Raw genomic sequence first — 21,935 nt, 5'->3', positions numbered from 1 at the left:
ACGGCCTCTCACGAAACGGATCTGATCGGTCTATAGAAGCGGTGTGATCCCGACAGAAGCCCGCAATGCGCCGCACGGCGCATCATATTCCGAGCCGTTGAACGGTTGGAGCGACGCGCCGCGTCGCGGGCGGGGCTTTTCGCTGCGCACCCTGATCGTGCTGCGCTGGCTGACCATCGTGGGTCAGAGCGCGGCGATCCTGACGGCGCATCAGGGGCTGCACTTCCCCCTGCCGCTCTGGCCCTGCCTGATCGTCATCGCCATCAGCGCGGCGGTGAACGTCGGGGCCATGGCGCGGGTGCGGCGACTGGAGGCCAGCCTGCCGGACGGGCGTCAGACCGCGATCCATCTGGGCTTCGACATCTTCCAGCTGGGCGTGCTGCTGGCGCTGACGGGCGGGCTGGAGAACCCCTTCTGCCTCTTGCTGGTCGCGCCCGTGACCATCGCGGCGGCCGCCCTGCCTGCGCGTCAGGCCCTGATGCTGGGCGTCTTGGCCCTGATGGCGGTGGGCCTGCTGTTCTTCTGGTCCGAGCCTCTGCCTTGGCGCCCTTACGAGGATTTCCACCTGCCCACCCTGTATCGGCTGGGCATGGCCATGGCCCTGGTGACGGGGGTCGTCTTCACCGCCGGCTATGCCTGGCGGGTGGCGGCCGATGCGGAAAAGCTGGAGCTGGCCCTGGCCACGACCCAGGACGTGCTGCAACGCGAACAACGGCTGGCGGCCCTGGGCGGTCTGGCGGCGGCGGCGGCGCACGAACTGGGCACGCCGTTGGCGACCATTCAGGTGGTGGCCAAGGAGCTTCAACGCGCCTCCGCCCCCGACAGCGACGCGGCCGAGGACGCCGCCCTGATCCTGCAACAGGCCGAACGCTGCCGGGGCATCCTGACCCAGCTGTCGCAACAGCCCGAGGGCGACGACGCCCTCTATGCCGACGTGTCGTTGAAGGCCCTGCTGGAAGAGGTGGTCGAGCCCCACCGCGGCTTCGATCTGGCGTTCGAAGTGCTGGTCAAGACGCCGCCGGGCCAGCCCGCGCCGCGCGTACGCCGCCTGCCCGAGGTGGTTCACGGCCTGTCCACCCTGGTCGAGAACGCCGCCGACTTCGCTGCGACCACCGTGCGGGTCCAGGCCGTGGTCGACGCCGGCTGGATCGAGATCGACATCCTTGACGACGGGCCGGGCTTCGCCAGCGACATCCTGCCCCGCCTGGGCGAGCCCTATGTGACCAGCCGGCCCCAGGGCAAGGCGCGCCAGGCCCTGGCCGCCCAGATCGCCGCCGCCGCCCGCCCCTCCAAGCGCCGGGCGACGGTGGAGGCGCCCATCGCCCCAAGCCAGGGCGGCATGGGCCTGGGCTTCTTTATCGCCCGCACCCTTCTGGAACGCACCGGCGGCTCGGTCAGCGTAGGCCAGGGCCTGGCGCAATCCGAGGCCAAGGGGGCGTTGCGCGGCGCCCGCGTGGCTGTGCGCTGGGCGCGACCGGCGCTGGAAGTCGCCGCATGACCGAGTTGGGTCTTAGCGTCGCAGGCGGAACCTTGGCCTTGACCCACACGCTACCCGTCCCGACTTGAAGCGGCAGGAGAGAACCGAATGTCCGAACTAGAAGCCCGCATCGCCGCCCTGCCCGACAAGTCCCTGCTGCTGCTGGACGACGATCAGGCCCTGCGCACCCGTATGGGCCGCGCGCTGGAGGCGCGCGGGTTCGACGTGACCACCGCCGAATCCGTCGCCGAGGCTACCCAGTTGCTGCGCGACAAGGCCCCGGCCTTCGCCGTGCTGGACATGCGGCTGGAGGACGGCAACGGCCTCAAGGTGGTCGAGGCCGTACGCGAAAAGCGCGAGGACGCCCGCATCGTCATGCTGACCGGCTACGGCGCCATCGCCACGGCGGTCGCGGCGGTCAAGGCCGGCGCCGTCGACTATCTGTCCAAGCCCGCCGACGCCGACGACGTGGTCAAGGCCCTCTTGGCCACTGGCGATTCGCCTGAGCCGCCCGAAAACCCCATGAGCGCTGACCGGGTCCGCTGGGAGCATATCCAGCGCGTCTACGAGCTGTGCGACCACAATGTCTCCGAAACCGCCCGCCGCCTGGGCATGCACCGCCGCACCCTTCAACGCATCCTCGCCAAGCGCGCGCCGCGGTAGGCGGCTCTTCAGTCCTCGTCGTCGTCCTCGGACGCGTCCGGGATTTCCGGCGTGACGACGGTCGGGGCGATGGTCTTGATCTCGCCCAGCTTGGCGCCGGGGAAGGCCAGCATCACCGCCTTGATGAAGGGGTTGGCCTCGACCTCGGCGCGTTCGGCGGCGCGGGCCTTTTTCTGAAGTTCGATGACCGTCTCGGCGCCGCCTTGGCCATTGGCGGCGATCAGCCAGGTGCGGCCGGTCCATTCGCGCAGGCGGGCGGACAGTTTGCGCGCCAGTTCGATGGGCGCCCCCTGGACGCTTTCATAGACGATGGCGCCGGGCTTGAACGAGACCGGCTTCACATACCGTTCCACGTCCATCTGAAGCCCGACCTCGCGCTTCTCGCCGATCAGGGCGACGACCTGTTCAAAGGTCTGCGGATCGGGCAGGGCTGGGGCCATGACCGGGCGTGCGGCCAGCTGCGCCGAGGTTCCCCCGCCGCCGCCTCCACCACCACCGCCACGCGGGGCCGAGCCGCCGCCCAGCGGTTCGCCCGACTGCAACCGCTTCAGCGCCTCCTCCGGTCCCGGCAGATCGGCCGCATAGGCCAGACGCACGATGGCCATCTCGACCGCATCGGCCGGATTGGGCGCGCGCCGCACCTCGTCCAGCGCCTTCAGCAGCATCTGCCAGGTCCGCGACAGGGTCGCCGCCGGGATGGCGGCCCCCAGGGCGGCCAGCTTCTGCGCCTGGTCGTTGGGAAGGCGCGTCGCATTCGGCCCCAGCATCTTGGCGACCGACGCCGCGTGGCAATGTTCCAGCAGGTCGTTGGTCACCTGCACCGGATCGGCGCCGAAACCGTAAAGCGTGCGGAAGCTTTCCAGCGCCTCGGGCGTGCGGCCGGCCATGACGCTTTCGAACAGGGCGATGGTCTGGGTCCGGTCGGCCAGGCCCAGCATGTCGCGCACCGTCTCGGTCTTTACCGTCTCGCCCCGCTCGGCCTGAACCAGGGCCTGGTCCAGCAGAGACAGGCCGTCGCGCACCGACCCCTCGGCCGCACGCGAGATCAGCGCCAGCGCATCGGTCTCGATCTTCATGCCTTCGCGGTCGGCGATCCGCCCCAGGTGCTCGACCAGCACCTCCGGCTCGACCCGGCGCAGGTCGAACCTCTGGCATCGGCTCAGGATCGTCACCGGCACCTTGCGGATCTCGGTGGTGGCGAAGATGAACTTGGCGTGGGGCGGCGGCTCCTCCAGCGTCTTCAACAGGGCGTTGAACGCCTGCGTCGACAGCATGTGGACCTCGTCCAGCACATAGACCTTGTAGCGCGCCTCGACCGGCGCATAGCGGACGCTTTCCAGAATGTCGCGGATGTCGTTGACGCCGGTGTGCGACGCCGCATCCATCTCCATCACGTCCATATGCTGGCCGGCCATGATGGCGGCGTCGTGCCGGCCGTGGGCGGTCAGGGTCAGCGACGGCTTGTCGATGACATCGGTCTCGTTGTTCAGGGCGCGGGCCAACAGACGGGCGGTGGTCGTCTTGCCGACGCCGCGCACCCCGGTCAACATGAAGGCGTGGGCGATCCGGCCGGTGGCGAAGGCGTTGGTCAGGGTGCGCACCATCGCCTCCTGCCCGATCAGATCCTCGAACGTGCGCGGCCGGTATTTGCGCGCCAGCACCTGATAGGCGGCCCCGTCGTCCACATGGGCCGCGACGTCGGCATGGGCTTGGGCAGGCTTGGCCACGACTGGCGCAACGACGGGCGCCGCGACCGGCTCAGGCGCGGCAGCGGGCGCGCCGAACATGTCGTCGGTGTTCTCGTCGCGCTGGACGACGTCGTCCTCTTCCCAGGGCGGGCCGTCGAGATTCGTGTCGCTGTCCGTCATGGGGTGAAGTCTTACAGCGGGTCAGGGGCGGGTAGAAGCGATTCTCGGCCCTCGTCTCCGCCCTGCTTTGCGGGGAGGTGGGGCGGCGCGTCTTCGCGCTGCGACGGAGGGGCTCTTCACCGCATCACCGACACCTGTGGGACTTCCAGAGCCCCTCCACCGCTTCGCGGTCTCCCTCCCCATTTCATGGGGAGGAGACGAGGATGCAATCGCGCTCAAGGAGAACCGCCATGCGGCGAGGTATAGCGTACAACCGCGCTCAAGCAGCGAGCGACCGCGTCGCGAGCGTTAGCGCCCAAAAAACAGAGAAGTAGAGACCGCGACCCGAAGGGGAATTCGTTGTGGCTGCTGCCTTCCGGCCCTGACCAAGTTGGCGAAACCTTCGCCCGCGATCTCCGAGCGGAGATATGACGGGTGCGGCCGTCGGAATCAAGAGCTACAAAACCCGCATGGCCCATCAGAACACCTTCGCCGGCAATCCGCTCGATCGGGCCGGCGACCTGCGCAACGATCCCGAATGGCTGGCCGAGCAGGCAGGCAAGCCCTACGCCCAGGCCATGGTCCTGTGGGAAGGTCGGCCTCTGATCGCAGAGACGGCCGAGGGGCCGCGCCTTACCTGGCTGGCGATGAGCCACGCGCGCACCCTGGTGCGGGATCGCGAGGCGTTTCTGGGCCTGTGGAATGACGAACCCGTCTTCGCCATCGAGTTCGAAGGCTCCATCGATCCGACCGACGGGCCGCTGGTCGGCGTCGGCGCCTTTCATGAGTTGCGGTCGGCGGCGGCCATACTGCCAGCGGCCGATGCGGCCATGGCGGGCGGGGCCAAAAGCCTGTTCGACTGGCGGCGCAGGCACGGTTTCTGCGCCAATTGCGGCACGCTGAGCGAGAGTGCCTCGGGCGGATGGAAGCGCCGCTGCCCGGCCTGCGGGACCGAGCATTTCCCGCGCGTCGATCCGGTCACCATCATGCTGCCGGTCTACAAGGGCGGGGGCGAACCCATCTGTCTGTTGGGCCGTCAGGCGGCCTGGCCCGAGGGGCGGATGTCGGCCCTGGCCGGTTTCCTGGAGCCCGGTGAATCCATCGAGGAGGCCTGCGCCCGTGAGGTCAAGGAAGAGGCCGGCCTGACCGTGATCGCCACCGCCTATCACTCCAGCCAGCCCTGGCCCTTCCCGTCGCAACTGATGATCGGCCTGATCGCCGAGGTCTCGGACGATCAGGCCCAGCCCGACCAGACCGAACTGGAAGCCGTCGCCTGGCTGACGCGGGCCGAGGCGCGCGCAGTGCTGGCCGGCGGACACCCCACCATCCAGGCCCCGCCCCCCTTCGCCATCGCCCACAGCCTGATCCAGGCCTGGGTCGAGGAGAAATAGACAGATGCCTCTCCCTCCCCGGAGCGGGGAGGGAGAATGTTAGTCTTCCATCCTATTTTGAAGATCGAACCCAAGCCGTTTCAAGGGCTTGCAGCCTCGCATCGACCGTTTGCCATACGCTGGTCTGACAACGCCTATAATCGCCGCCGGGTCTTTGACATCGTCACGCAACCGAGCTTGCGAAGGAAAGTTGCACCAGTGCAATTTGTCGTAACGAAATTCTACAATAAAAACAGATACATTCGTCGAATTGCACTTCGTTGCACCATTTTCCGGGGGTGCAATTTCGCCGTCACGCCAACCGCCGCGCCGCCTCCAGGTCCGCCGGATTGTCCACCGACAGGGGGGCTTCGTCGATGACGGCGGCCCAGATCTGCATCCCCATCTCCAGGGCGCGCAACTGTTCCAGCTTCTCGCGCGTCTCCAGCGGCGATTGCGGCGCCGCGCAGAAGCGGTTCAGCGCCTCGCGGCGATAGCCATAGACGCCGATGTGCCGCCAGATGGGCGCGTCGCCATACAGGGTCGAGCGGGTGAAATAGAGGGCGCGGCCCTGACGCTCGTTTTCGCCCAGGGCCAACACCGCCTTGACCACGTCGGGATTTGTCCGGTCCGACGCCTCCGCCTCGGTGGCGACCAGGGTGGCGATGTCGCACGTCGGCTCGCCATGCAGGATGGCGGCGCAGGCGACGGCCAGACCCGGACTGGCGAAGGGCATGTCGCCTTGGACGTTGATGACGGCGTCGAAATCGCCCTCTGGATCGATGGCGTCCACGGCGGCGCGGATCCGGTCCGAACCCGAGGGCAGGGTGGGGTCGGTCAGTATGGCCCGGCCGCCCGCCGCCTCGACCGCCTCGACGATCTCGGGATCACCGGCGGCGACCACGACCGGCAGGCCCGAGGCCTCGGCCTGGCGATAGGCGCGCACGATCATCGGCGTGTCGCCGATCAGGGCCAGCGGCTTGTTCGGCAGGCGGGTCGCCGCCATGCGAGCGGGTATCATTATCAACGGATTCATCGACTTCCCTGACGCCTGTCTCGCCCGTTGCGTGCCGGGCTGGTTGCGAAGGCGGCGCTACCGTGCCAGAGACGCCAAAGCAAGATTATGTCCGGGGCGTGTTTTCGAGGGGCCCGGCCGTCAGAGGGATTCGACCAGGCGCATGAGCGGCGATCTTAAGTGGAACAAGATTTTCGGTGCGGCTCTGGGGACGGCTTTCGTCATCCTGGTCGTCCAACAGGCTTCGGGCCTCGTCTATCATTCCGAACCGCCGGAAAAGATGGGCTATTTCGTCGATGCGCCTGAAGAGGCCGCGGGCGGTGAAGCGCCCGAATTGGCGCCCGACTGGGGCACGGTCCTGCCGACGGCCGATCTCGCCGCCGGCGAAGCCGCCTTCGCGCGCTGCCAGGCCTGCCACGATGCGCACCAGGGCGGCGCCGACAAGATCGGTCCCAACCTGTGGGGCGTGGTCGGCGGTCCGGTCGAGCACCGTCCGGGCTTCGCCTATTCCGACGCCATGACCAAGCACAAGGCCGAGGCGCCGACCTGGGGCTTCGACCAGATCAACAGCTTCATCACCTCGCCGGCCAAATATGTGCCGGGCACCAAGATGTCCTTCGCCGGCATCCGCGACACCCAGACGCGCATCAACCTGATCGCCTGGCTGCGCACGCAGGGTTCGGGCGGCTTCGCCATCCCGGCGCCGGATCCGACCCGTCAGCCCGGCGCGGCCGCGCCTGCCGCCGGCGCTGAGGCCCCGGTGACCGAAGGCGCTGCGGCCACCGAGGCGACCGGCACGACCCCAGCCGAGGGCGCGCCCGCTGCGGCCCAGGCCACGCCGGCGGCTCCACCCGCCGCGACCAGCACGGCGCCGGCCAACCACTGATCGCGACGGCGACGCCAAGACGACAAAAGGGCGGCCCCGACGGGCCGCCCTTCTTCGTTTGCGCTGGACGCAGACGCCTCAGAGAATCTGCGCCGCCTCGTCGAACGACAGGCGCGGCGAGCGGGGGAACAGGTTCTCGTCCGAGCCATAACCCAGGTTGAGGATATAGTTCGGCTCGACATTGCTGTCGGGGAAGAACTCGGCCTTTACGCCTGCTGCGTCGAAGCCGGACATCGGTCCCACGTCCAGACCCAGCGCCCGCGCGGCGATGGTCAGATAGCCGCCCTGAAGCGAGGCGTTGCGGAAGGCGCTTTCGCGACGACCGGCCTCGTCGGCGAACCAGGCCTTGGCCCCCGGCGCATGCGGGAACAGGGCGTCCAGATGTTCGTGGAAGTCGATGTCCTGGCCGATGATCAGGGTCACCGGCGCTTGCTGGGTCTTGGCCTGATTGCCCTCGCTCATCAGCGGAACAAGGCGCGCCTTGGCCTGCGGCGAGGTGACGAAGACGAAGCGGGCGGGCGATCCATTGACCGCCGTGGGGCCGAACTTCGTCAGGTCGTAGAGCTTCTGCAGCAGCTCGGGCGCGACGGGGCGATCTGTCCAGCCGTTACGCGTGCGCGCCTGGGTGAATAGTTGCGACAGGGCGGCGTCCGACAGCGGGGCGTCGCGTTGAGTGATGGCGTCGTAGGCCATGGAATGCCTTCCTGATTAGAACAGCAACGAATGCAGGTGCTAATTAGGGTGTTTCGCAACGGTCGCAAGTGCGAATACGGCGCCTTAGCGTTTCCGATTCTGTGATCGATGCGCAAAACCCCTGTCGCACCGGCCGTCTTGCCCCTATCTAGAGGGCATGAAAGACCTCACACAACTGATGCAGCAGGCCCAGGCGATGCAGCAAAAGCTGCAGGACGCCCAGGCGAAGATGGCCGAAACCTCCGCCGAGGGTTCCTCGGGCGGCGGCCTCGTCTCGGTGTCCCTCAAGGGGCCGGGCGAGATCACGTCTATCAAGATCGACGACAGCCTGCTGTCGCCGGGCGAGGGCGAGATCCTGGCCGACCTGATCGTCGCCGCCCATGCCGACGCCAAGCGCAAGCTGGATGAACAGAACAACGCCCTGATGCGCGAAGCCGCCGGGCCGATGGCCGGGATGAACATTCCCGGAATGCCGAAACTGTTCTGATGGCCGCCTCCGCCGGGCCGGAGATCGAACGGCTGATCTCCCTTCTCGCCAAACTGCCGGGCCTGGGTCCGCGCTCGGCCCGGCGCGCGGCCCTGGCCCTGCTGAAGCGGCGCGAGCAACTGCTTGTGCCGCTGGCGGCGTCTCTGGCCGAGACGGCGGAAAAGGTCGTGTCCTGTTCGGTGTGCGGCACGCCCGACACCCGCGACCCCTGCGCCATCTGTTCGGACGGCGCGCGCGACAATGGCCTGATCTGCGTGGTCGAGGAGGCCGGCGCCCTGTGGGCCATGGAGCGATCCGGCGCCTTCAGGGGCAAATACCATGTGCTGGGCGGGCTGCTGTCCGCCCTGGACGGGGTCGGGCCTGAGCATCTGCGCATCACCGAACTGGTCGGGCGCGTGAGGGGCGGCGGGGTGCGCGAGGTCGTGCTGGCCCTGCCTGCCACCGTCGATGGCCAGACCACTGCCCACTATGTCGCCGAGCGGATCGGCGGGCCGGAGGTCGAGGTCACGTCCCTGGCGCGCGGCGTGCCGGTCGGCGGGGATCTGGACTGGCTGGACGACGGCACCATCGTCCAGGCCCTGAAGGCCCGCCGCCCCGCCTGACGCCGATCAGTTCGACGGCGTCGTCGGCGCGTTGACGTTCGGCGCCTCGCCCGTCGGCACAGGCTCAGCTCGGCCTGTCGCGTCCGTCGGCGCATCGGCCGCCGGCGGCGTCTGGCTGTCACCCGCAAAATCCCGCGTATCCGCTGCGGTCGGGCCCGTTTCGTCGTTCTGGGCGTTGAAGCCGCCGTTGGAGATCATCCAGATCCCAAGCAGCAGGACCGCCGCCGCCAGCGTCGACACGACCAGCAGCACCAGGATGCGCGGGCCCTTGCGTCCGCTGCGCACCAGTTCGGCGTCGACCGGACGGCCTTCATGGACAGCGTCGGCGGCCTTGTCGTGGCGTTCGGGCTCTTGCGGGATCATCGGCGTCTCTCCTCCGTGGATATCGTCAGCCAAACCAACGTCATCGGAACCGCCGCGTTCCTGACGACCCGCCAACACCCCTCCTGGCGCTTCTCAAGCAAGGCGACTCCCGCTAGGAACGGAGCATGAACATGCTCGTGCCCATCCTCGCCGCTCTCGCCGCCGCCTTCGCGGGCGGCTTCCTGTGGGCCTTCATGGGCTGGCAGAGGACGCAAGGCGCGCTGGCCGCTGCGGAGGCGCGCATCGACCTGGTCGAGGAAAGCCGCGTCACCATGGGCGAACTGCTCAAGGCCCAGGCCGCCCAGTCGGCCCAGGTGGTGGCGGACCAAATGGTCAGCCGCGCGACCGAGACCTTCCGCGCCCAGGACCAGCTGGCGCGCGAGCGGATGGCGGCCCAGCTGAAACCCGTCGCCGATACCCTGACCAAGTTCCAGGAACATGTTGCGGCTCTGGAAAAGACCCGGTCGGAAGAAACCGGCGGCCTGCGCGAACAACTGACCCAGTTGATGGCGGCGTCCTCGGCGACGCGGGACGAGGCGCGCAAACTGACCGAGGCCCTGCGCGGCAACACCGGCCGGCGCGGCCGCTGGGGCGAGCAGACCTGCCGCAACGTGCTGGAGGCCGCCGGCATGGCCGGCCGGTTCGACTTCACCGAACAGACTTCCAGCGCCGACGACGAGGGTCGCCAGAACCGGCCCGACTTCATCGTGCGCCTGCCCGGCGGCGGCATGTTCGTGATCGACGCCAAGGTGCCCCTGGCCTTCGACGAGGGTGACGGCGACGAAGAGGCGCGCGCCCGTTCCGTCGGCCTTCGCACCGCCGCCAGCCTGAAGACCCACGTGCGTCAGCTGTCGTCCAAGGCCTATCAGGACCAGTTCAAGCCCAGCCCAGATTTCGTCGTCCTGTTCGTGCCCGGCGACGCCTTCCTGGTCACCGCCCTGGACCATGAGCCGGACCTGATGACCCAGGCGATGGCCTCGCGCGTCGTCATCGTCACTCCCTCGACCCTGTTCGCCCTGTGCAAGGCCGTCGCCTATGGCTGGCGGGCGGAAGAACAGGCGGCCAACGCCGACAAGGTCGCCGCCCTGGGGCGCGAGCTCTACAAGCGGTTGTCGGTCATGGGCGGTCACGCCTCAGCCGTCGGCCGCGCCCTGGATCAGGCCGTGGGCAAGTACAATCAGTTCGTCGGCTCGCTGGAGAGCCAGGTCATGGTCTCGGCCCGCCGGTTCGAAGACTTGCAGGTGGACCACGAGGGCAAGGCCCTGCCGGACCTCGCGCCGGTGGAGACTTCGCCACGCGTCATCGCCCGTCCCGAGCTGATCGCCTCGCAGACATCGGACTGAACCACTCCACCGAAGTTGGTGGAAAGGGTATTTGACATTGCCGGTCGCTGATGTAAAAGACGCTTGTCTAAGCATTTAGCAACCCGGCGAGGCCCTTCCGATGAAAACCGTCAAACCGCTCGGCGCGCGTGGCCTTATCGGCATTGCCCTCTTTGTCCTTGTGCTGGGTCTGGTCGGCGGTATTGGCGCTGGCTTTCTGTCGGATGTGCCGGGTGTCGGCGGACTGGTCGGATCGGGTGTGTTTCTGCTCCTGGTGATGGCTGGGACGCTTGTGATCAGCGCCTGGTGGTGGCGTCGCCTCGATGAGGCGGCGCGTGAAGCGCACAAATGGGCCTGGTATTGGGGCGGTTGCACCGGGATGGTTGTGGGCATGGCGGTGGTGCTGACCTTGGCGACGCGCGACATCGAAATCGAGCGGTTCCTGCCCGCCGACACCAACGCTGGCGACCTGATCGTGACCGGCATGATGAGCATCCTGCTGTTCCAGTTGGCGGGCTACACCCTGGCTTGGGGCTGGTGGTGGCTGGCGCGGATGCGGGGCTGAACCATGAACAATCGTCTCAAGGTCCTGCGCGCCGAGCGTGACTGGAGCCAGGCGCAACTGGCCGAACACTTGGGCGTGTCGCGCCAGACCGTGAACGCGCTGGAGACCGGCCGTTACGACCCGTCTCTGCCGCTGGCCTTCAAGATCGCGCGCGTCTTCGGCCAGCCCATCGAATCCATCTTTTCCGACGATCAGGAGCCGACGAAATGAAGTCTCCCTCACTCTCCCCCGCGTCGTGGCCCCGCTGGGTCCGCGCCCTCGCCTTCGGCGCCCTGTTCGGCGTGATCGGATACGGCGTCGGCGGCTGGCTGGCCAAGGTCGCGCCGGGCGGGTTCGGCCTGATGGACAAGGCCGTACGCTGGTCGGACATGCTGGCCATGCTGGTCGGCGCCGCCCTGGCCCTCGGCGCGCTGTTGGCCCTCTTTGTCAGCCTGGACGCCAAACGCCTGGGCCGGATGTACAATCTTGAAGGCGACGCCTCGCCCGAGGAAACCGGTCTCGCCCGGTTCCAGGCGGCGGTCATGGGCTTTTCCGGCGTCGTCCTGACCCTGCCGATCGTGTTCAGCCTGACGGGCGTCAGCCCCGTGCTCGGCCTCGGCGCCATCGGCCTGCTGGTGGTGCTGCACACGGTGATGAACGTGCGGGTCTATCGCCAGGCCGACGAACTGCTGCGTCGCGCCGTGATGGAGGCCGCCGCCGTCACCTTCTTCGCCGGACAACTGGTCCTCTTCATGTGGGCCGCCGCCGAACGCCTGGGCGCCGCGCCGGCGATCACCGCCTGGGACATCTACGCCGTGCTGATGACGCTGTATCTCGGCGTCTCCATCTGGATCAGCGCCCGTCGCGGCCTGGCCTGACCTTCCTTCATTTCCATCTGCATTTCCAAAGACGAGAGTGACATCATGACCCTCACCGCCCGCCTCCGATCCTCGGTTTCCACCCTCGCGCGCGGCGCCATCGGCGTCGCCGGCGGCCTGGCCCTGTTCGTCGCCATCGCCGGCGTCCCGGCCGACGCCCTGGCCCAGACGACGGCCCCCGCTGCCTCCGCGCCCATCCAGGGCGAAGGCCCCGCCCTGTGGGTGATCAAGGATGCGGATTCGACCCTGTATCTGTTCGGTTCGGTCCACGTCCTGCGCCCCACCACCGGCTGGGCCAGCCCCCGCGTCGAGGCCGCCTTCGACAGCGCCTCGGACATCTGGTTCGAGATCAGCAATCCCGACGACCAAGCGGCCGTCATGCCGCTGATCCAACAGCACGGCCTGTCGCCGGAAACGCCTCTGTCCAGCCGCCTGACGCCCGAGGAGAACGCCGAACTGGAGGCCGCCGCCCAGGCCATGGGCGCCTCCGCCGCTCAGCTTCAGCCGATGAAACCCTGGCTGGCGGCGCTCAGCCTGTCGGTCGCCCCTCTGGTCAAGGCCGGCTATGATCCCAAGTCCGGCGTCGAACTGGTGCTGAAGGCGCGCGCCGAGGCGGCGGGCAAGCCGATCCACGCCTTCGAGACCATAGACAAGCAGATCGGCATCCTGGCCAACCTGCCCGACGACGTGCAGATGGCCTTCCTGCGCGAGACGCTGAAGGACTACGAGAACGCCGTCACCATGCTGGACACCATGGTCGAAGCCTGGGCCAAGGGCGACGTCGCCACCCTGGACCGCGTCATGGTCGAGGAGATGAAGGCGGCCTCGCCGGCCCTGTATCAAGCGCTGCTGGTCGACCGGAACACGGACTGGGCCAACCAGATCCAGACGATGCTCGAAGGCTCCGGCACCGCCTTCATCGCCGTGGGCGCCGGACACCTGACTGGCGATGACAGCGTCCAGGCCATCCTGCAACAACGCGGCGTCACAGTCGAAGCTGCGAACTGAGAACGAAAAGGAGGCGCGGCAGCATTGTCGCGCCTTCACCAACAGGCTGGAGCGGGCAGCGGGAATCGAACCCGCACGAGCAGCATGGGAAGCTGCCAGGCTACCACTACATCATGCCCGCGATGGCCTGAGGGCGGTCTATCTCAAGGGAGGCCATGTCTCAAGGGAGGATGGGGCAAGGCGCGTGCCGCATTCTCTCGCGCATAGCGCTGGGCGATGATGGTGCAGGCGAACAGCTGGATCTGGTGGAATAGCATGATCGGCAGGACGATCAGCGGCACCGACGCGCTGGCGAACAGGATGCCGGCCATGGGGATGCCGGTGGCCATGCTCTTCTTGGAGCCGCAGAACAGGATCACGATCCGGTCGGGGCGGTCGAACTTCAGCGCACGCCCCGCGAAAAGGGTCAGGCCCAACACGACGGCCAGCAGCACGATGTTCAGGCCGATGACCTTGACCAGGTCCATAGGCGCGACCTGGGACCAGACGCCGGCGACGACGCCCTCGCTGAAGGCGGCGTAGACGATCAGCAGGATCGAGCCGCGGTCCATCAGGCCCGTCAGCTTGGCGTGACGGCCCAGCCAGTCCTTCAGCAAGGGGCGGCATAGCTGACCCACGGCGAAGGGGACCAGGATCTGCAGGCCGATGTCGAGGATGGATTGCAGATGGATCCCGCCGCCGGCGCCCCCGATCATCAGTGCGACCAGCAGCGGCGTCACGATCACGCCCAGCAGGTTCGACAGACTGGCGCTGGTCAGGGCGCCCGCGACATTGCCGCCGGCGATGGAGGTGAAGGCGATGGACGACTGCACCGTGGACGGCAGCAGGCACAGATACAGCATCCCCGTCAGCAGATCGGGCTGAAGCGAGCCGCGCATCAGCAAGACCAGGCCCAGCCCCAGCAGCGGAAACAGAAGGAAGGTCGACAGGAAGACCGTGCCCTGGAGCCGCCAGTGCAGCAGGCCCGCGCCGATGGCCGCCGGCGACATCCGCGCGCCGTACAGGAAGAACAGCAGGGCGATGGCCGCCTTGACCACCCAATCCATGACCACGGCCGCCTGTCCGCTGGCGGGCAGCAGCGCCGCCAGGATCACCATCCCGATCAGGGCCAGAAGATAACCGTCGATGGGCAGGCGGGACAGGAAACGGGGCATGGACGGCTCAGGCTGCGGCAGGCTGACGCACAGATAGGCGCAGCCGGCGCCGCATTGAACCCCGCGCCCCTATTCCGCCCTGTCTATTCCGCCCCAGCGCGATTCTTGACCAGATCGTCTACCACCGACGGATCGGCCAGGGTCGAGGTGTCGCCCAGGGCGCCGATCTCGTTCTCGGCGATCTTGCGCAGGATGCGGCGCATGATCTTGCCCGAGCGGGTCTTGGGCAGGCCCGGCGCCCACTGGATCACGTCGGGCGCGGCGATGGGCCCGATCTCGTGGCGGACGTGGGCAACCAGGGCCTTACGCAGGTCTTCGGTCGGCTCGACGCCGTTGTTCAGGGTGACATAGGCATAGATGCCTTGGCCCTTGATGTCGTGGGGATAGCCGACGACCGCCGCCTCGGCGACGTCGTCGTGCAGCACAAGCGCACTCTCGACCTCGGCCGTGCCCATCCGGTGGCCGGACACGTTGATCACATCGTCCACCCGGCCGGTGATCCAGTAATAGCCGTCCTCATCGCGGCGGCAGCCATCACCGGTGAAATAGCGGCCCGGATAGGTCGAGAAATAGGTGTCGAAGAAGCGCTGGTCGTCGCCATAGACGGTGCGCATCTGCCCCGGCCAGCTGTCGGTGATGCACAGATTGCCGGACGCCGCGCCCTCCAGCGGTTGGCCCTCGGCGTCCACGATCTCAAGCTCGACGCCGGGCAGGGGCAGGGTCGCCGAACCGGGTTTCAGGTCGGTGGCGCCGGGCAGGGGGGTGATCAGATGGCCGCCCGTCTCGGTTTGCCACCAGGTGTCCACGATGGGGCAGCGGCCGTCGCCGACCACCTCGTGATACCAGCGCCAGGCCTCGGGATTGATCGGCTCGCCCACCGTACCGAGCAGGCGCAGCGAGGCGCGCGACGACGCCTTCACCGGCCCATCGCCTTCGCGCATCAGGGCGCGCAGGGCCGTGGGGGCGGTGTAAAAGATCTCGACCTTGTGCTTGTCCACCACCTGCCAGAACCGGCCGGCGTCGGGATAGTTGGGCACGCCCTCGAACATCAGGGTCGTCGCTGCATTCGCGAGCGGGCCATAGACCATATAGGAGTGGCCCGTGACCCAGCCCACGTCGGCGGTGCACCAGAAGACCTCGCCGGGGCGATAGTCGAAGACGATCTCGTGCGTCCAGGCGGCCCAGAACAGATAGCCGCCCGTGGTGTGCAGCACGCCCTTGGGCTTTCCGGTCGAACCGGAGGTGTAGAGGATGAACAGTGGATCTTCGGCGTTCATCGGCTCGGGCGGGCAGTCGGCGCTGACCTTGGCGGCTTCCAAGGCGTAGTCGAAGTCGCGGCCCTCGACCATGGGCACGTCGCCGCCGGTGCGGCGCACGACCAGGACGGTGTCGACCTTCACCTTCGTCAGGGCTTCGTCGACATTGGCCTTCAACGGCACATGTTTCCCGCCGCGCAGACCCTCGTCGGCGGTGATGACTAGGTTGGAGCCGCAGTCCTCGATCCGGCCGCACAGGCTGTCGGGCGAGAAGCCGCCGAACACCACCGAATGGACGGCGCCGATGCGTGCGCAGGCCAGCATGGCGTAGGCGGCCTCGGGGATCATGGGCAGATACAGGGTGATCCGGTCGCCCTTCTTGGCCCCGTGCGCCTTCAGCACATTGGCCATGCGGCAGACCTCTGCGTGCAGTTCGCCGAAGGTGATGTGGCGGCTGTCGGCGGGATCGTCGCCTTCCCAGATGATCGCCGTCTCGTCCTTGCGATGAGGCAGGTGGCGGTCGATGCAGTTCGCCGAGACGTTCAGCACGCCGTTCTCGAACCAGCGGATGCGGAAGTCTTCCTTCTTGAAGGAGACGTCCTTGATCTTGGTCGGCGCCGTGATCCAATCGAGGCGCTCGGCCTGTTCCGCCCAATAGGCGTCGGGCGTCTCGCGCGCCGCAATCCGCGCCGCCTCATAGGCCTCCCGGTTCATATGGGCCTTGTCGGCCCAGTCGGCAGGGACGGGATAGAGGTCGGGATCAGGCACGCGAGACGTCTCCGGGAAAAATCAGAATCCGTATTTGGCGAACAGGATCAGACGGGTCATGTCGCCACTGGCGCCGGTCTCGATCTCGCGGTCTGCGAACATCAGCTCGGCCCCGACATCAAACGCCGTAACCGGCGACCAGATCAAATTCGCATGCACGCTTTGCGCCGAACGATTGACCGCCAGGCCGGTGAAGCCGGTGTCGTTGTCCACTTTCTGCGCCGACCAGATCAGGCTGGACCGCCAGCCGGGCGCCCAAACGTGACGATAGGCGGCGAAGCCGGCGACCACGCCGATCGCGTCCAACTCGCCCGAGGCGTCCAGCACGGCGTCGTTGGAGAAGTTCAGACCGACATAGCGGCCGATGCCCTCGCCGCCGGTCAGCATCAGGCGGATGTCGTCCTTTGACCCGACCTTGATCTTGGTCGAGGCTGACACACCCCAGCCGGTCGCGGTCGAATCGATGTTGGTCGCCGGGTTCTGGTATTTCAGCTGGCGCAGCAGGCCGGCGAACTGGAAGTCGCCCCACGGTTGGGACTTCGCATAGCGGGCGGTGAAGTCCGGCAGGCTGTTGTCGTCGGCGATGATGCGGGCGCCGCCACCGAACGGAGTCACGGTCGTCTCGGGGTTCTCGACAGAAACCGAGAAGGGACCGCGCGTATAGCGGACCTGGACCTGACGAGCGAAGACGGTGCCTTCCGCCGCGCCGATGAAGTCGGCGGATTCAGGCAGGACGGCGGTGTTCTGGAAGTTGGTCCACTCCTGGCCGATCAGCCAGTTGTCGATGGTGATGAAGGCGCGACGCAGAGTCGGGTTGGCCGGGCTGGTGGTGCGCTGGTCGGCCGCGCCGGGCTGGGTCTGGAAGTCCATCTCCATGCGGGTGCCGACCTTGTGGCCGCCGACCATGCCGTCGGTCGTCAGCCAGAACCGGGTCTGGCGGGCATTGAAGTCGGTCGCCGTGTCCTCGTCGGCGCCGCCGATGGGGATGGAGCCGGGGATGTGGAATTCACGAAGCGCGTCGCCGTTGACCGGATCGCCGCCGGAATACCGGGTCGCGTAGGCGTCCACCTTCACAAAGCCGCCGAACTTGACCGTGTGGTCGCCGATGCGGAAACCGTCGCTGGGCGCGGCCGGAGCGGCGGCCTGCTGGACCGGTGCGGCGGCGGCCGGGCGGGTCTCCAGGCGGATGATGTCCTGCTGCTGCGCGGCCTGTTGGGTGCGCGAGGCGACGACTTCGGATTTCAGGGCGTTCAGCTCGCTTTCGAGCTGGGCGATGCGGGCCTCCAGCGCCGACTGGCTGCTCTGGGCCAGGGCAGCGCCCGGCGTTGTGAGCAGCGCGGCTGCGGCTGCGCCGGCCATAAGGCTGGTCTTGATCATGATGAAATCCTCCCGCGCTCGTCTTATGCGTGCGTCCCTGACAAAACCTTTCCGCCTCCATAGGTCTGATGCCATTGGCCATTGGTCTAATTTCGACCAAAGTCGAACCGCGCCATGATGGCGACGACGCGGCCGACCAGACGCCGCGCACGGGAAGGACGCCTATGGATCGCATCGTCGTCGCCGACGACCATCCCCTGTTTCGCGCCGCCCTGCGCTCGGCCGTCGACAAGGCGGCGCCGGGGGCGATGGTGGTGGAATGCGCCAGTTTGGCCGAGGCCAAGGCGGCGATGGTCGCCGGCCCGGTCGATCTGCTGTTGCTGGACCTGAAGCTGTCGGACAGCGAGGGCATGGCCGGGCTCGCCGCCGTGCGGGCCGAACAGCCGACCGTGCCGGTCGCCGTAGTGTCGGCCAGCGAGGATGCGCCCGTGGTGCGCCACGCCCTGGGCCTGGGCGCCGCCGGCTTCATTCCGAAATCCTCGTCCCTGCCCCAGATGGTCGAGGCCATCGCCGCCATCCTGGCCGGCGACAGCTGGGCGCCGGACGTGCCAGAGGCGGACGACGACGATCCGGCCGGCCGCGTCGCCAGCCTGACGCCGTCGCAACTGCGGATCCTGGAGGGGCTGAAGGCCGGGCGGCTGAACAAACAGATCGCCTTTGATCTCGGCGTGTCCGAGGCCACCATCAAGGCGCACCTGACCAGCGTGTTCCGCAAGCTGGGCGTCCACAACCGGACCCAGGCGGTGATCCTGGCCAAGTCGCTGGATCCCAGCTAGCTCGCCAGACTTAGCTAGACAGGAAGGCCTTCAGCGCCGCCGGCTTGATGGGCTTGGGCAGTAGGACCGCCCCGGCCGCCGTCGCCTGTTCGTTCAGACCATCGCGGGTGTCGGCGGTGACTAGGGCGATGCGGCGCACGCCGTGGGGCCTCAGCCAGTCGATGACGGCGAAGCCTTCCGGCCCGTCGCCCAGATGCAGATCGACCACGGCGGCGTCGAACGGACCCTGAGCCGCCTTGGCCGCCGCGACGCTGGACACCAGCGTCGGCTTCGCGCCCCAGCGGGTCAACAGGGCGTTCAGCGCGTCCAGGATCACCGGCTCGTTGTCCACGCACAGCACCCGCAGGCCCGCCAGCGGCAGGCGCGCCTCGCGCGCCGGCGCAACCTCGGGGATCACGTCGGCGGGGCTGCGCGGCACGGTGATGCGGAAGATGGTGCCGCGTCCGAGGCGCGAGCTCAGCTCCAGCGGATGGTCCAAGAGGCTGGACAAGCGGCGCACGATGGCCAGGCCCAGGCCGGCGCCCGGCTCGTCCACCGCGCCGGGCAGACGCACGAACTCGCCGAAGACGGTCTCGTGATCGGAATCGGGGATGCCGCGCCCGGTGTCGCAGACGAACAGCTGCACCGTCTCGCCCTGCCGACGCGCCCCGACCAGCACCCGGCCGGAATCCGTATATCGGATGGCGTTGGCCACCAGGTTCTGCAGCATGGACCGCAACAGGTCGCGGTCGGACGCCGCCCACAGGCGGCTGGGCATGATGGTCAGGCGCAGGCCCTTGGCCTCGGCGACGGGGGCGAACTCGCGGCGCAACTCGTCGAACAGGCCGCCCAGCGACAGTTTGGTCACATTGGTCCGCACTCCGCCGGCCTCCAGCTTGGACAGGTTCAGCAGGGCGGTCAGCAGGCGGTGGGCGCTGTCGATGGCGCGATCGGCGTTGACGGCCAGGGTGCGGCTGGTCGGTTCCGTCAGCGCAGGCTCCTCCTTCAGCGCGGCGATGAACAGGCGTGCGGCGTGCAGCGGTTGCAGCAGGTCGTGGCTGGCGGCGGCCAGGAACCGGGTTTTGGACGCCGTTGCGTCCTCGGCGACGCGACGCGCCTCGTCCAGCCGGGCGGTGCGATCCGCCACACGCGCCTCCAGCCGTTCGTTGGCCTCTTCCAGTTCGCGGGCGGCGCGGCGCAGGGCGGTGATGTCGGTGTAGCTGGTGGCGTATCCGCCGCCGGGAATGGGGGCACCGGACGACCGCAGCACCCGGCCGTCGGGCTGCTGGCGTTCGTGGTCGTGGGGGATGCGGCGGCTCAGCGCCTCCAGCCGCCGCTCGACCCAGGCCTCGATGTCGTCGGGGCTTTCGCCGCGCTCGGCGTTCAGCCGATAGATGTTGGCGATGGGCAGGCCGACGTGGACGAAGCCGACGGGCAGTTCGAACATGGACACATAGCGCCGGTTCCAGGCGGTGACGCGCAGATCCTCGTCCACCACGATCACGCCCTGGTCGATGTTGTCCAGCGTGGTCTGGAGCAGGTCGCGGTTGAACTGGACCGCTTGCGACGCCTCGTCCAGCATCCGCACCACGTCCTCGGGCGCGCGACCCACACCGGCCAGGGCCGCCGCGATGACCCGTCGGGCCGAGGCCGCGCCGATGGCGCCCGCCAGCATTCGCTCGGCCGCGCGGGCCAGGGCCGCATCGGCTGGATCGGCGTCGCGCAGCCGGGTGTCGGTCTCGCGCCCCCAGGCGGAGAAGGCGCGCTCGGCCCGCTCGTCGCCGATGAAGCGGGCGACCAGGGCGCGCAGGTCGCCGACCGAGGCGCCCGACGGCGAAGGCTTGGCCTCCATCCAGTCCGGCCCCAGCCGATCCACGAAAGCGCGGGCCTGGACCCGGTCGATCAGCCGGGGCTGAGCAAAGCGCGACACCCCGACATAGGCCGCAAGGTTCAGCCCCAGGCTGACGAAGACCCCCAGGGCCAGCGGATCACGGACCCCCAGCATGACGTGGAGGTGCCAGGGGGCGCCGGGCGACAGCTGGGGCAGGGCCAGCATGACGATCCAGACCGCCATCCCGACCGTCATCCCCGCCAGCGCCCCGTGCGCATGACCGCCGCGCCACAGGACCGCGCCGAACAGGGCGGGCGCCAGCTGGGCCATGGCGGCGAAGGACACCAGGCCCATGGCCGCCAGACCGCGCGACTGATCCGTCGCCTGATAATAGAGCCAGGCCAGCAGCAGGACGGCGACGATGGCTCCGCGCCGGACCTGAAGGATGGTCCCCGCCATGTCCGAAGCGTCGCCCCGCACACGCCAGCGATCGCGCGCCAGGAAGGGCAGGATCAGGCTGTTGGACACCATGGCCGACAGGGCCACGGCCTCGACGATGACCATGGCGGTGGCGGCCGAGAAGCCGCCTACGAAGACAAGCGCCGTCAGCATCGTCTCGCCGCGCCCGAACGGCAGGGCCAGCACCAGCAGATCGGGGTTCACCGCCGGTGCGAACAGGGCGCCTGCCGCCACCAGCGGCAGGATCGCCAGACTGGTCAGCAGCAGATAGAGGGGAAAGATCCAGCGCGCCCGCTTCACGTCCGACGGCTGGGCGCCCTCCACGAACGCGACGTGGAACTGACGCGGCAGGCAGAAGATGGCCAGGGTCGACAGCAGGGTGATGGCGGTGAAGCGCGGCGTGACCTGCGGCGGGGCGGCCAGGGCGCCCAGGCCTTCGATGATGCGGGGCGGTGAACCTTCGTTGAGCAGCAGGACCAGGGCGAAGACGGCGACGAACAACAGGGCGCCCAGCTTGACCATCGATTCCAGGCCGATGGCCTGGATCAGGCCGCGATTGTGCTCGGTCAGGTCGGGACGGCGCGCCCCGAACAGGATGGCGAAGAAGGCCAGCACGCCCGCCAGCACCAGCACCGTCAGCCGCTCGGACCCCGCCACCGGCGTGCCGGCGGTCAGAAGGGCGCCGGCCATCGACAGCGACTTCAGCTGCAGCGCGATATAGGGCAGCGACCCCAGGATGGCGACGACCGTGACAGCCGCGCCCAGGGTCTGGCTCTTGCCGTAGCGCGAGGCCACGAAGTCGGCCATCGAGCCGACGTTCTCGCGCCGGGCGGCCGCGGCGATGCGGCGCCACAGCGGGAACAGAAGCGTCAGCCCGATCACCGGCCCGATGTAGATGGGCAGATACTCCCACCCGTCCCGGGCCGCCGTGCCGACCGCGCCGTAGTAAGTCCAGGAGGTGCAGTAGATGGCCAGGGACAGGGCATAGACCGACGGGCCCAACCCCTTGCCGCGCGCGCGCGCCGCCGGCCGTTCCTGAGACCAGGCGACGGCGAACAGCACCGCCATATAGGCGGCGACCAGGCCGAGGATCGTCAGGCTGAACATGGGGGCATCTGAACCGGGCAGGGGCTGTTTCACAAGCGAAAGGCGGGCCGTCTCGCGACGACCCGCCCCTCGT

At 68.3% G+C, this 21,935-nt stretch carries 20 protein-coding genes, 1 tRNA gene and 1 other RNA gene; 12 read left to right on the top strand and 10 right to left on the bottom strand.

The genetic code is table 11. From position 1 onward, the window contains the following. Positions 1 to 43: 43 nt before the first annotated feature. Positions 44 to 1,498: an ActS/PrrB/RegB family redox-sensitive histidine kinase gene (locus CHRYSEO8AT_RS04510; protein WP_236547420.1), complete on the top strand. Its 1,455-nt coding sequence runs from the start codon at positions 44 to 46 to the stop codon at positions 1,496 to 1,498. Positions 1,499 to 1,585: 87 nt separating this feature from the next. Further along, positions 1,586 to 2,140, top strand: a complete 555-nt coding sequence (locus CHRYSEO8AT_RS04505; RefSeq protein WP_159846833.1) for an ActR/PrrA/RegA family redox response regulator transcription factor — start codon at positions 1,586 to 1,588, stop codon at positions 2,138 to 2,140. Between the two features lie 8 nt (positions 2,141 to 2,148). Here the strand turns inward: CHRYSEO8AT_RS04505 and CHRYSEO8AT_RS04500 are convergent, their stop codons facing one another. Both CHRYSEO8AT_RS04500 and ffs read right to left on the bottom strand, forming a co-directional pair. Continuing rightward, the gene (locus tag CHRYSEO8AT_RS04500) at positions 2,149 to 4,008 is read right to left on the bottom strand and encodes a DNA polymerase III subunit gamma/tau (RefSeq protein ID WP_159846828.1); all 1,860 of its coding nucleotides are present in this window, start codon (positions 4,006 to 4,008) and stop codon (positions 2,149 to 2,151) included. Positions 4,009 to 4,314: 306 nt separating this feature from the next. Next, positions 4,315 to 4,408: signal recognition particle sRNA small type (ffs, locus tag CHRYSEO8AT_RS04495), an RNA gene on the bottom strand. Between the two features lie 49 nt (positions 4,409 to 4,457). Between ffs and nudC the strand changes: the two genes are divergently transcribed. After that, positions 4,458 to 5,378, top strand: coding sequence for an NAD(+) diphosphatase (nudC, locus tag CHRYSEO8AT_RS04490; protein WP_159846825.1), 921 nt, complete (start codon positions 4,458 to 4,460; stop codon positions 5,376 to 5,378). 292 nt (positions 5,379 to 5,670) lie between these two features. Here nudC and CHRYSEO8AT_RS04485 read toward each other — a convergent pair whose 3' ends face one another. After that, on the bottom strand, positions 5,671 to 6,393 hold the full coding sequence (locus CHRYSEO8AT_RS04485) for a 3-deoxy-manno-octulosonate cytidylyltransferase (RefSeq protein ID WP_159846822.1): 723 nt from the start codon (positions 6,391 to 6,393) through the stop codon (positions 5,671 to 5,673). A 142-nt stretch (positions 6,394 to 6,535) separates the two neighbouring features. On the opposite strand from CHRYSEO8AT_RS04485, the gene CHRYSEO8AT_RS04480 reads away from it, so the two are divergent. Further along, positions 6,536 to 7,258: a cytochrome c family protein gene (locus CHRYSEO8AT_RS04480; protein WP_159846819.1), complete on the top strand. Its 723-nt coding sequence runs from the start codon at positions 6,536 to 6,538 to the stop codon at positions 7,256 to 7,258. A 78-nt stretch (positions 7,259 to 7,336) separates the two neighbouring features. Here CHRYSEO8AT_RS04480 and CHRYSEO8AT_RS04475 read toward each other — a convergent pair whose 3' ends face one another. Continuing rightward, the gene (locus tag CHRYSEO8AT_RS04475) at positions 7,337 to 7,951 is read right to left on the bottom strand and encodes a malonic semialdehyde reductase (protein ID WP_159846816.1); all 615 of its coding nucleotides are present in this window, start codon (positions 7,949 to 7,951) and stop codon (positions 7,337 to 7,339) included. A gap of 157 nt (positions 7,952 to 8,108) precedes the next feature. Between CHRYSEO8AT_RS04475 and CHRYSEO8AT_RS04470 the strand changes: the two genes are divergently transcribed. Together CHRYSEO8AT_RS04470 and recR are read left to right on the top strand one after the other, a co-directional pair. Continuing rightward, a complete protein-coding gene (locus tag CHRYSEO8AT_RS04470) occupies positions 8,109 to 8,438 on the top strand; it encodes a YbaB/EbfC family nucleoid-associated protein (RefSeq protein WP_159846813.1) in 330 nt (109 codons plus the stop codon). Then, positions 8,438 to 9,040 (top strand): recombination mediator RecR, encoded by a 603-nt coding sequence (recR, locus tag CHRYSEO8AT_RS04465; RefSeq protein WP_159846808.1) that lies wholly within the window; start codon positions 8,438 to 8,440, stop codon positions 9,038 to 9,040. Before CHRYSEO8AT_RS04470 ends, recR begins: the two co-directional genes overlap by 1 nt. 6 nt (positions 9,041 to 9,046) lie before the next feature. On the opposite strand, the gene CHRYSEO8AT_RS04460 is transcribed toward recR, so the two are convergent. After that, positions 9,047 to 9,403, bottom strand: coding sequence for a hypothetical protein (locus CHRYSEO8AT_RS04460; RefSeq protein WP_159846805.1), 357 nt, complete (start codon positions 9,401 to 9,403; stop codon positions 9,047 to 9,049). Positions 9,404 to 9,528: 125 nt separating this feature from the next. Between CHRYSEO8AT_RS04460 and CHRYSEO8AT_RS04455 the strand changes: the two genes are divergently transcribed. The 5 genes from CHRYSEO8AT_RS04455 to CHRYSEO8AT_RS04435 all read left to right on the top strand — a co-directional run bounded on the left by CHRYSEO8AT_RS04455 (position 9,529) and on the right by CHRYSEO8AT_RS04435 (position 13,155). Then, a complete protein-coding gene (locus CHRYSEO8AT_RS04455; RefSeq protein WP_159846802.1) occupies positions 9,529 to 10,746 on the top strand; it encodes a DNA recombination protein RmuC in 1,218 nt (405 codons plus the stop codon). Between the two features lie 100 nt (positions 10,747 to 10,846). After that, the gene (locus CHRYSEO8AT_RS04450; protein WP_159846799.1) at positions 10,847 to 11,290 is read left to right on the top strand and encodes a hypothetical protein; all 444 of its coding nucleotides are present in this window, start codon (positions 10,847 to 10,849) and stop codon (positions 11,288 to 11,290) included. Between the two features lie 3 nt (positions 11,291 to 11,293). Next, positions 11,294 to 11,500: a helix-turn-helix transcriptional regulator gene (locus tag CHRYSEO8AT_RS04445; protein ID WP_039244055.1), complete on the top strand. Its 207-nt coding sequence runs from the start codon at positions 11,294 to 11,296 to the stop codon at positions 11,498 to 11,500. Beyond that, entirely contained in the window at positions 11,497 to 12,147 is a 651-nt protein-coding gene (locus CHRYSEO8AT_RS04440; RefSeq protein WP_159846796.1) for a hypothetical protein, read from the top strand. The genes CHRYSEO8AT_RS04445 and CHRYSEO8AT_RS04440 overlap by 4 nt, the downstream gene beginning before the upstream one ends. A gap of 45 nt (positions 12,148 to 12,192) precedes the next feature. Next, positions 12,193 to 13,155 carry a TraB/GumN family protein gene (locus tag CHRYSEO8AT_RS04435; protein WP_159846793.1) on the top strand — a complete coding sequence of 321 codons (963 nt, stop codon included), beginning with the start codon at positions 12,193 to 12,195 and terminating at the stop codon, positions 13,153 to 13,155. A gap of 47 nt (positions 13,156 to 13,202) precedes the next feature. Here CHRYSEO8AT_RS04435 and CHRYSEO8AT_RS04430 read toward each other — a convergent pair. From CHRYSEO8AT_RS04430 to CHRYSEO8AT_RS04415, 4 genes are all read right to left on the bottom strand, one after another. Beyond that, positions 13,203 to 13,276, bottom strand: a tRNA-Gly gene (locus tag CHRYSEO8AT_RS04430). A 22-nt stretch (positions 13,277 to 13,298) separates the two neighbouring features. Further along, positions 13,299 to 14,309, bottom strand: a complete 1,011-nt coding sequence (locus CHRYSEO8AT_RS04425; protein WP_159846790.1) for a bile acid:sodium symporter family protein — start codon at positions 14,307 to 14,309, stop codon at positions 13,299 to 13,301. A gap of 83 nt (positions 14,310 to 14,392) precedes the next feature. Further along, the gene (gene acs / locus CHRYSEO8AT_RS04420; RefSeq protein ID WP_159846787.1) at positions 14,393 to 16,333 is read right to left on the bottom strand and encodes an acetate--CoA ligase; all 1,941 of its coding nucleotides are present in this window, start codon (positions 16,331 to 16,333) and stop codon (positions 14,393 to 14,395) included. 21 nt (positions 16,334 to 16,354) lie between these two features. Further along, on the bottom strand, positions 16,355 to 17,710 hold the full coding sequence (locus CHRYSEO8AT_RS04415; RefSeq protein WP_159846784.1) for a DcaP family trimeric outer membrane transporter: 1,356 nt from the start codon (positions 17,708 to 17,710) through the stop codon (positions 16,355 to 16,357). A 164-nt stretch (positions 17,711 to 17,874) separates the two neighbouring features. Between CHRYSEO8AT_RS04415 and CHRYSEO8AT_RS04410 the strand changes: the two genes are divergently transcribed. Further along, positions 17,875 to 18,486, top strand: a complete 612-nt coding sequence (locus CHRYSEO8AT_RS04410) for a response regulator transcription factor (protein WP_159846781.1) — start codon at positions 17,875 to 17,877, stop codon at positions 18,484 to 18,486. Positions 18,487 to 18,496: 10 nt separating this feature from the next. Here the strand turns inward: CHRYSEO8AT_RS04410 and CHRYSEO8AT_RS04405 are convergent, their stop codons facing one another. Continuing rightward, positions 18,497 to 21,862: a PAS-domain containing protein gene (locus CHRYSEO8AT_RS04405; protein WP_159846778.1), complete on the bottom strand. Its 3,366-nt coding sequence runs from the start codon at positions 21,860 to 21,862 to the stop codon at positions 18,497 to 18,499. Between the last annotated feature and the right edge of the window lie 73 nt (positions 21,863 to 21,935).

Source organism: Brevundimonas sp. G8, from assembly GCF_902506205.1.
Classification (GTDB): Bacteria; Pseudomonadota; Alphaproteobacteria; order Caulobacterales; family Caulobacteraceae; genus Brevundimonas.
The sequence above is the reverse complement of the archived record's forward strand: the minus strand, read 5'-3'. Positions and strand labels throughout refer to the sequence as shown.

Coding starts and splice junctions, on each gene's coding strand:
- CHRYSEO8AT_RS04505 (WP_159846833.1), top strand. CDS start 1,586: ATGTCCGAACTAGAAGCCCGCATCGCCGCCCTGCCCGACAAGTCCCTG.
- CHRYSEO8AT_RS04455 (WP_159846802.1), top strand. CDS start 9,529: ATGAACATGCTCGTGCCCATCCTCGCCGCTCTCGCCGCCGCCTTCGCG.
- CHRYSEO8AT_RS04425 (WP_159846790.1), bottom strand. CDS start 14,309: ATGCCCCGTTTCCTGTCCCGCCTGCCCATCGACGGTTATCTTCTGGCC.
- CHRYSEO8AT_RS04440 (WP_159846796.1), top strand. CDS start 11,497: ATGAAGTCTCCCTCACTCTCCCCCGCGTCGTGGCCCCGCTGGGTCCGC.
- CHRYSEO8AT_RS04415 (WP_159846784.1), bottom strand. CDS start 17,710: ATGATCAAGACCAGCCTTATGGCCGGCGCAGCCGCAGCCGCGCTGCTC.
- CHRYSEO8AT_RS04435 (WP_159846793.1), top strand. CDS start 12,193: ATGACCCTCACCGCCCGCCTCCGATCCTCGGTTTCCACCCTCGCGCGC.
- CHRYSEO8AT_RS04480 (WP_159846819.1), top strand. CDS start 6,536: ATGAGCGGCGATCTTAAGTGGAACAAGATTTTCGGTGCGGCTCTGGGG.
- CHRYSEO8AT_RS04460 (WP_159846805.1), bottom strand. CDS start 9,403: ATGATCCCGCAAGAGCCCGAACGCCACGACAAGGCCGCCGACGCTGTC.
- CHRYSEO8AT_RS04470 (WP_159846813.1), top strand. CDS start 8,109: ATGAAAGACCTCACACAACTGATGCAGCAGGCCCAGGCGATGCAGCAA.
- nudC (WP_159846825.1), top strand. CDS start 4,458: ATGGCCCATCAGAACACCTTCGCCGGCAATCCGCTCGATCGGGCCGGC.
- CHRYSEO8AT_RS04410 (WP_159846781.1), top strand. CDS start 17,875: ATGGATCGCATCGTCGTCGCCGACGACCATCCCCTGTTTCGCGCCGCC.
- CHRYSEO8AT_RS04485 (WP_159846822.1), bottom strand. CDS start 6,393: ATGAATCCGTTGATAATGATACCCGCTCGCATGGCGGCGACCCGCCTG.
- CHRYSEO8AT_RS04500 (WP_159846828.1), bottom strand. CDS start 4,008: ATGACGGACAGCGACACGAATCTCGACGGCCCGCCCTGGGAAGAGGAC.
- CHRYSEO8AT_RS04445 (WP_039244055.1), top strand. CDS start 11,294: ATGAACAATCGTCTCAAGGTCCTGCGCGCCGAGCGTGACTGGAGCCAG.
- recR (WP_159846808.1), top strand. CDS start 8,438: ATGGCCGCCTCCGCCGGGCCGGAGATCGAACGGCTGATCTCCCTTCTC.
- CHRYSEO8AT_RS04450 (WP_159846799.1), top strand. CDS start 10,847: ATGAAAACCGTCAAACCGCTCGGCGCGCGTGGCCTTATCGGCATTGCC.
- CHRYSEO8AT_RS04475 (WP_159846816.1), bottom strand. CDS start 7,951: ATGGCCTACGACGCCATCACTCAACGCGACGCCCCGCTGTCGGACGCC.
- CHRYSEO8AT_RS04405 (WP_159846778.1), bottom strand. CDS start 21,862: ATGTTCAGCCTGACGATCCTCGGCCTGGTCGCCGCCTATATGGCGGTG.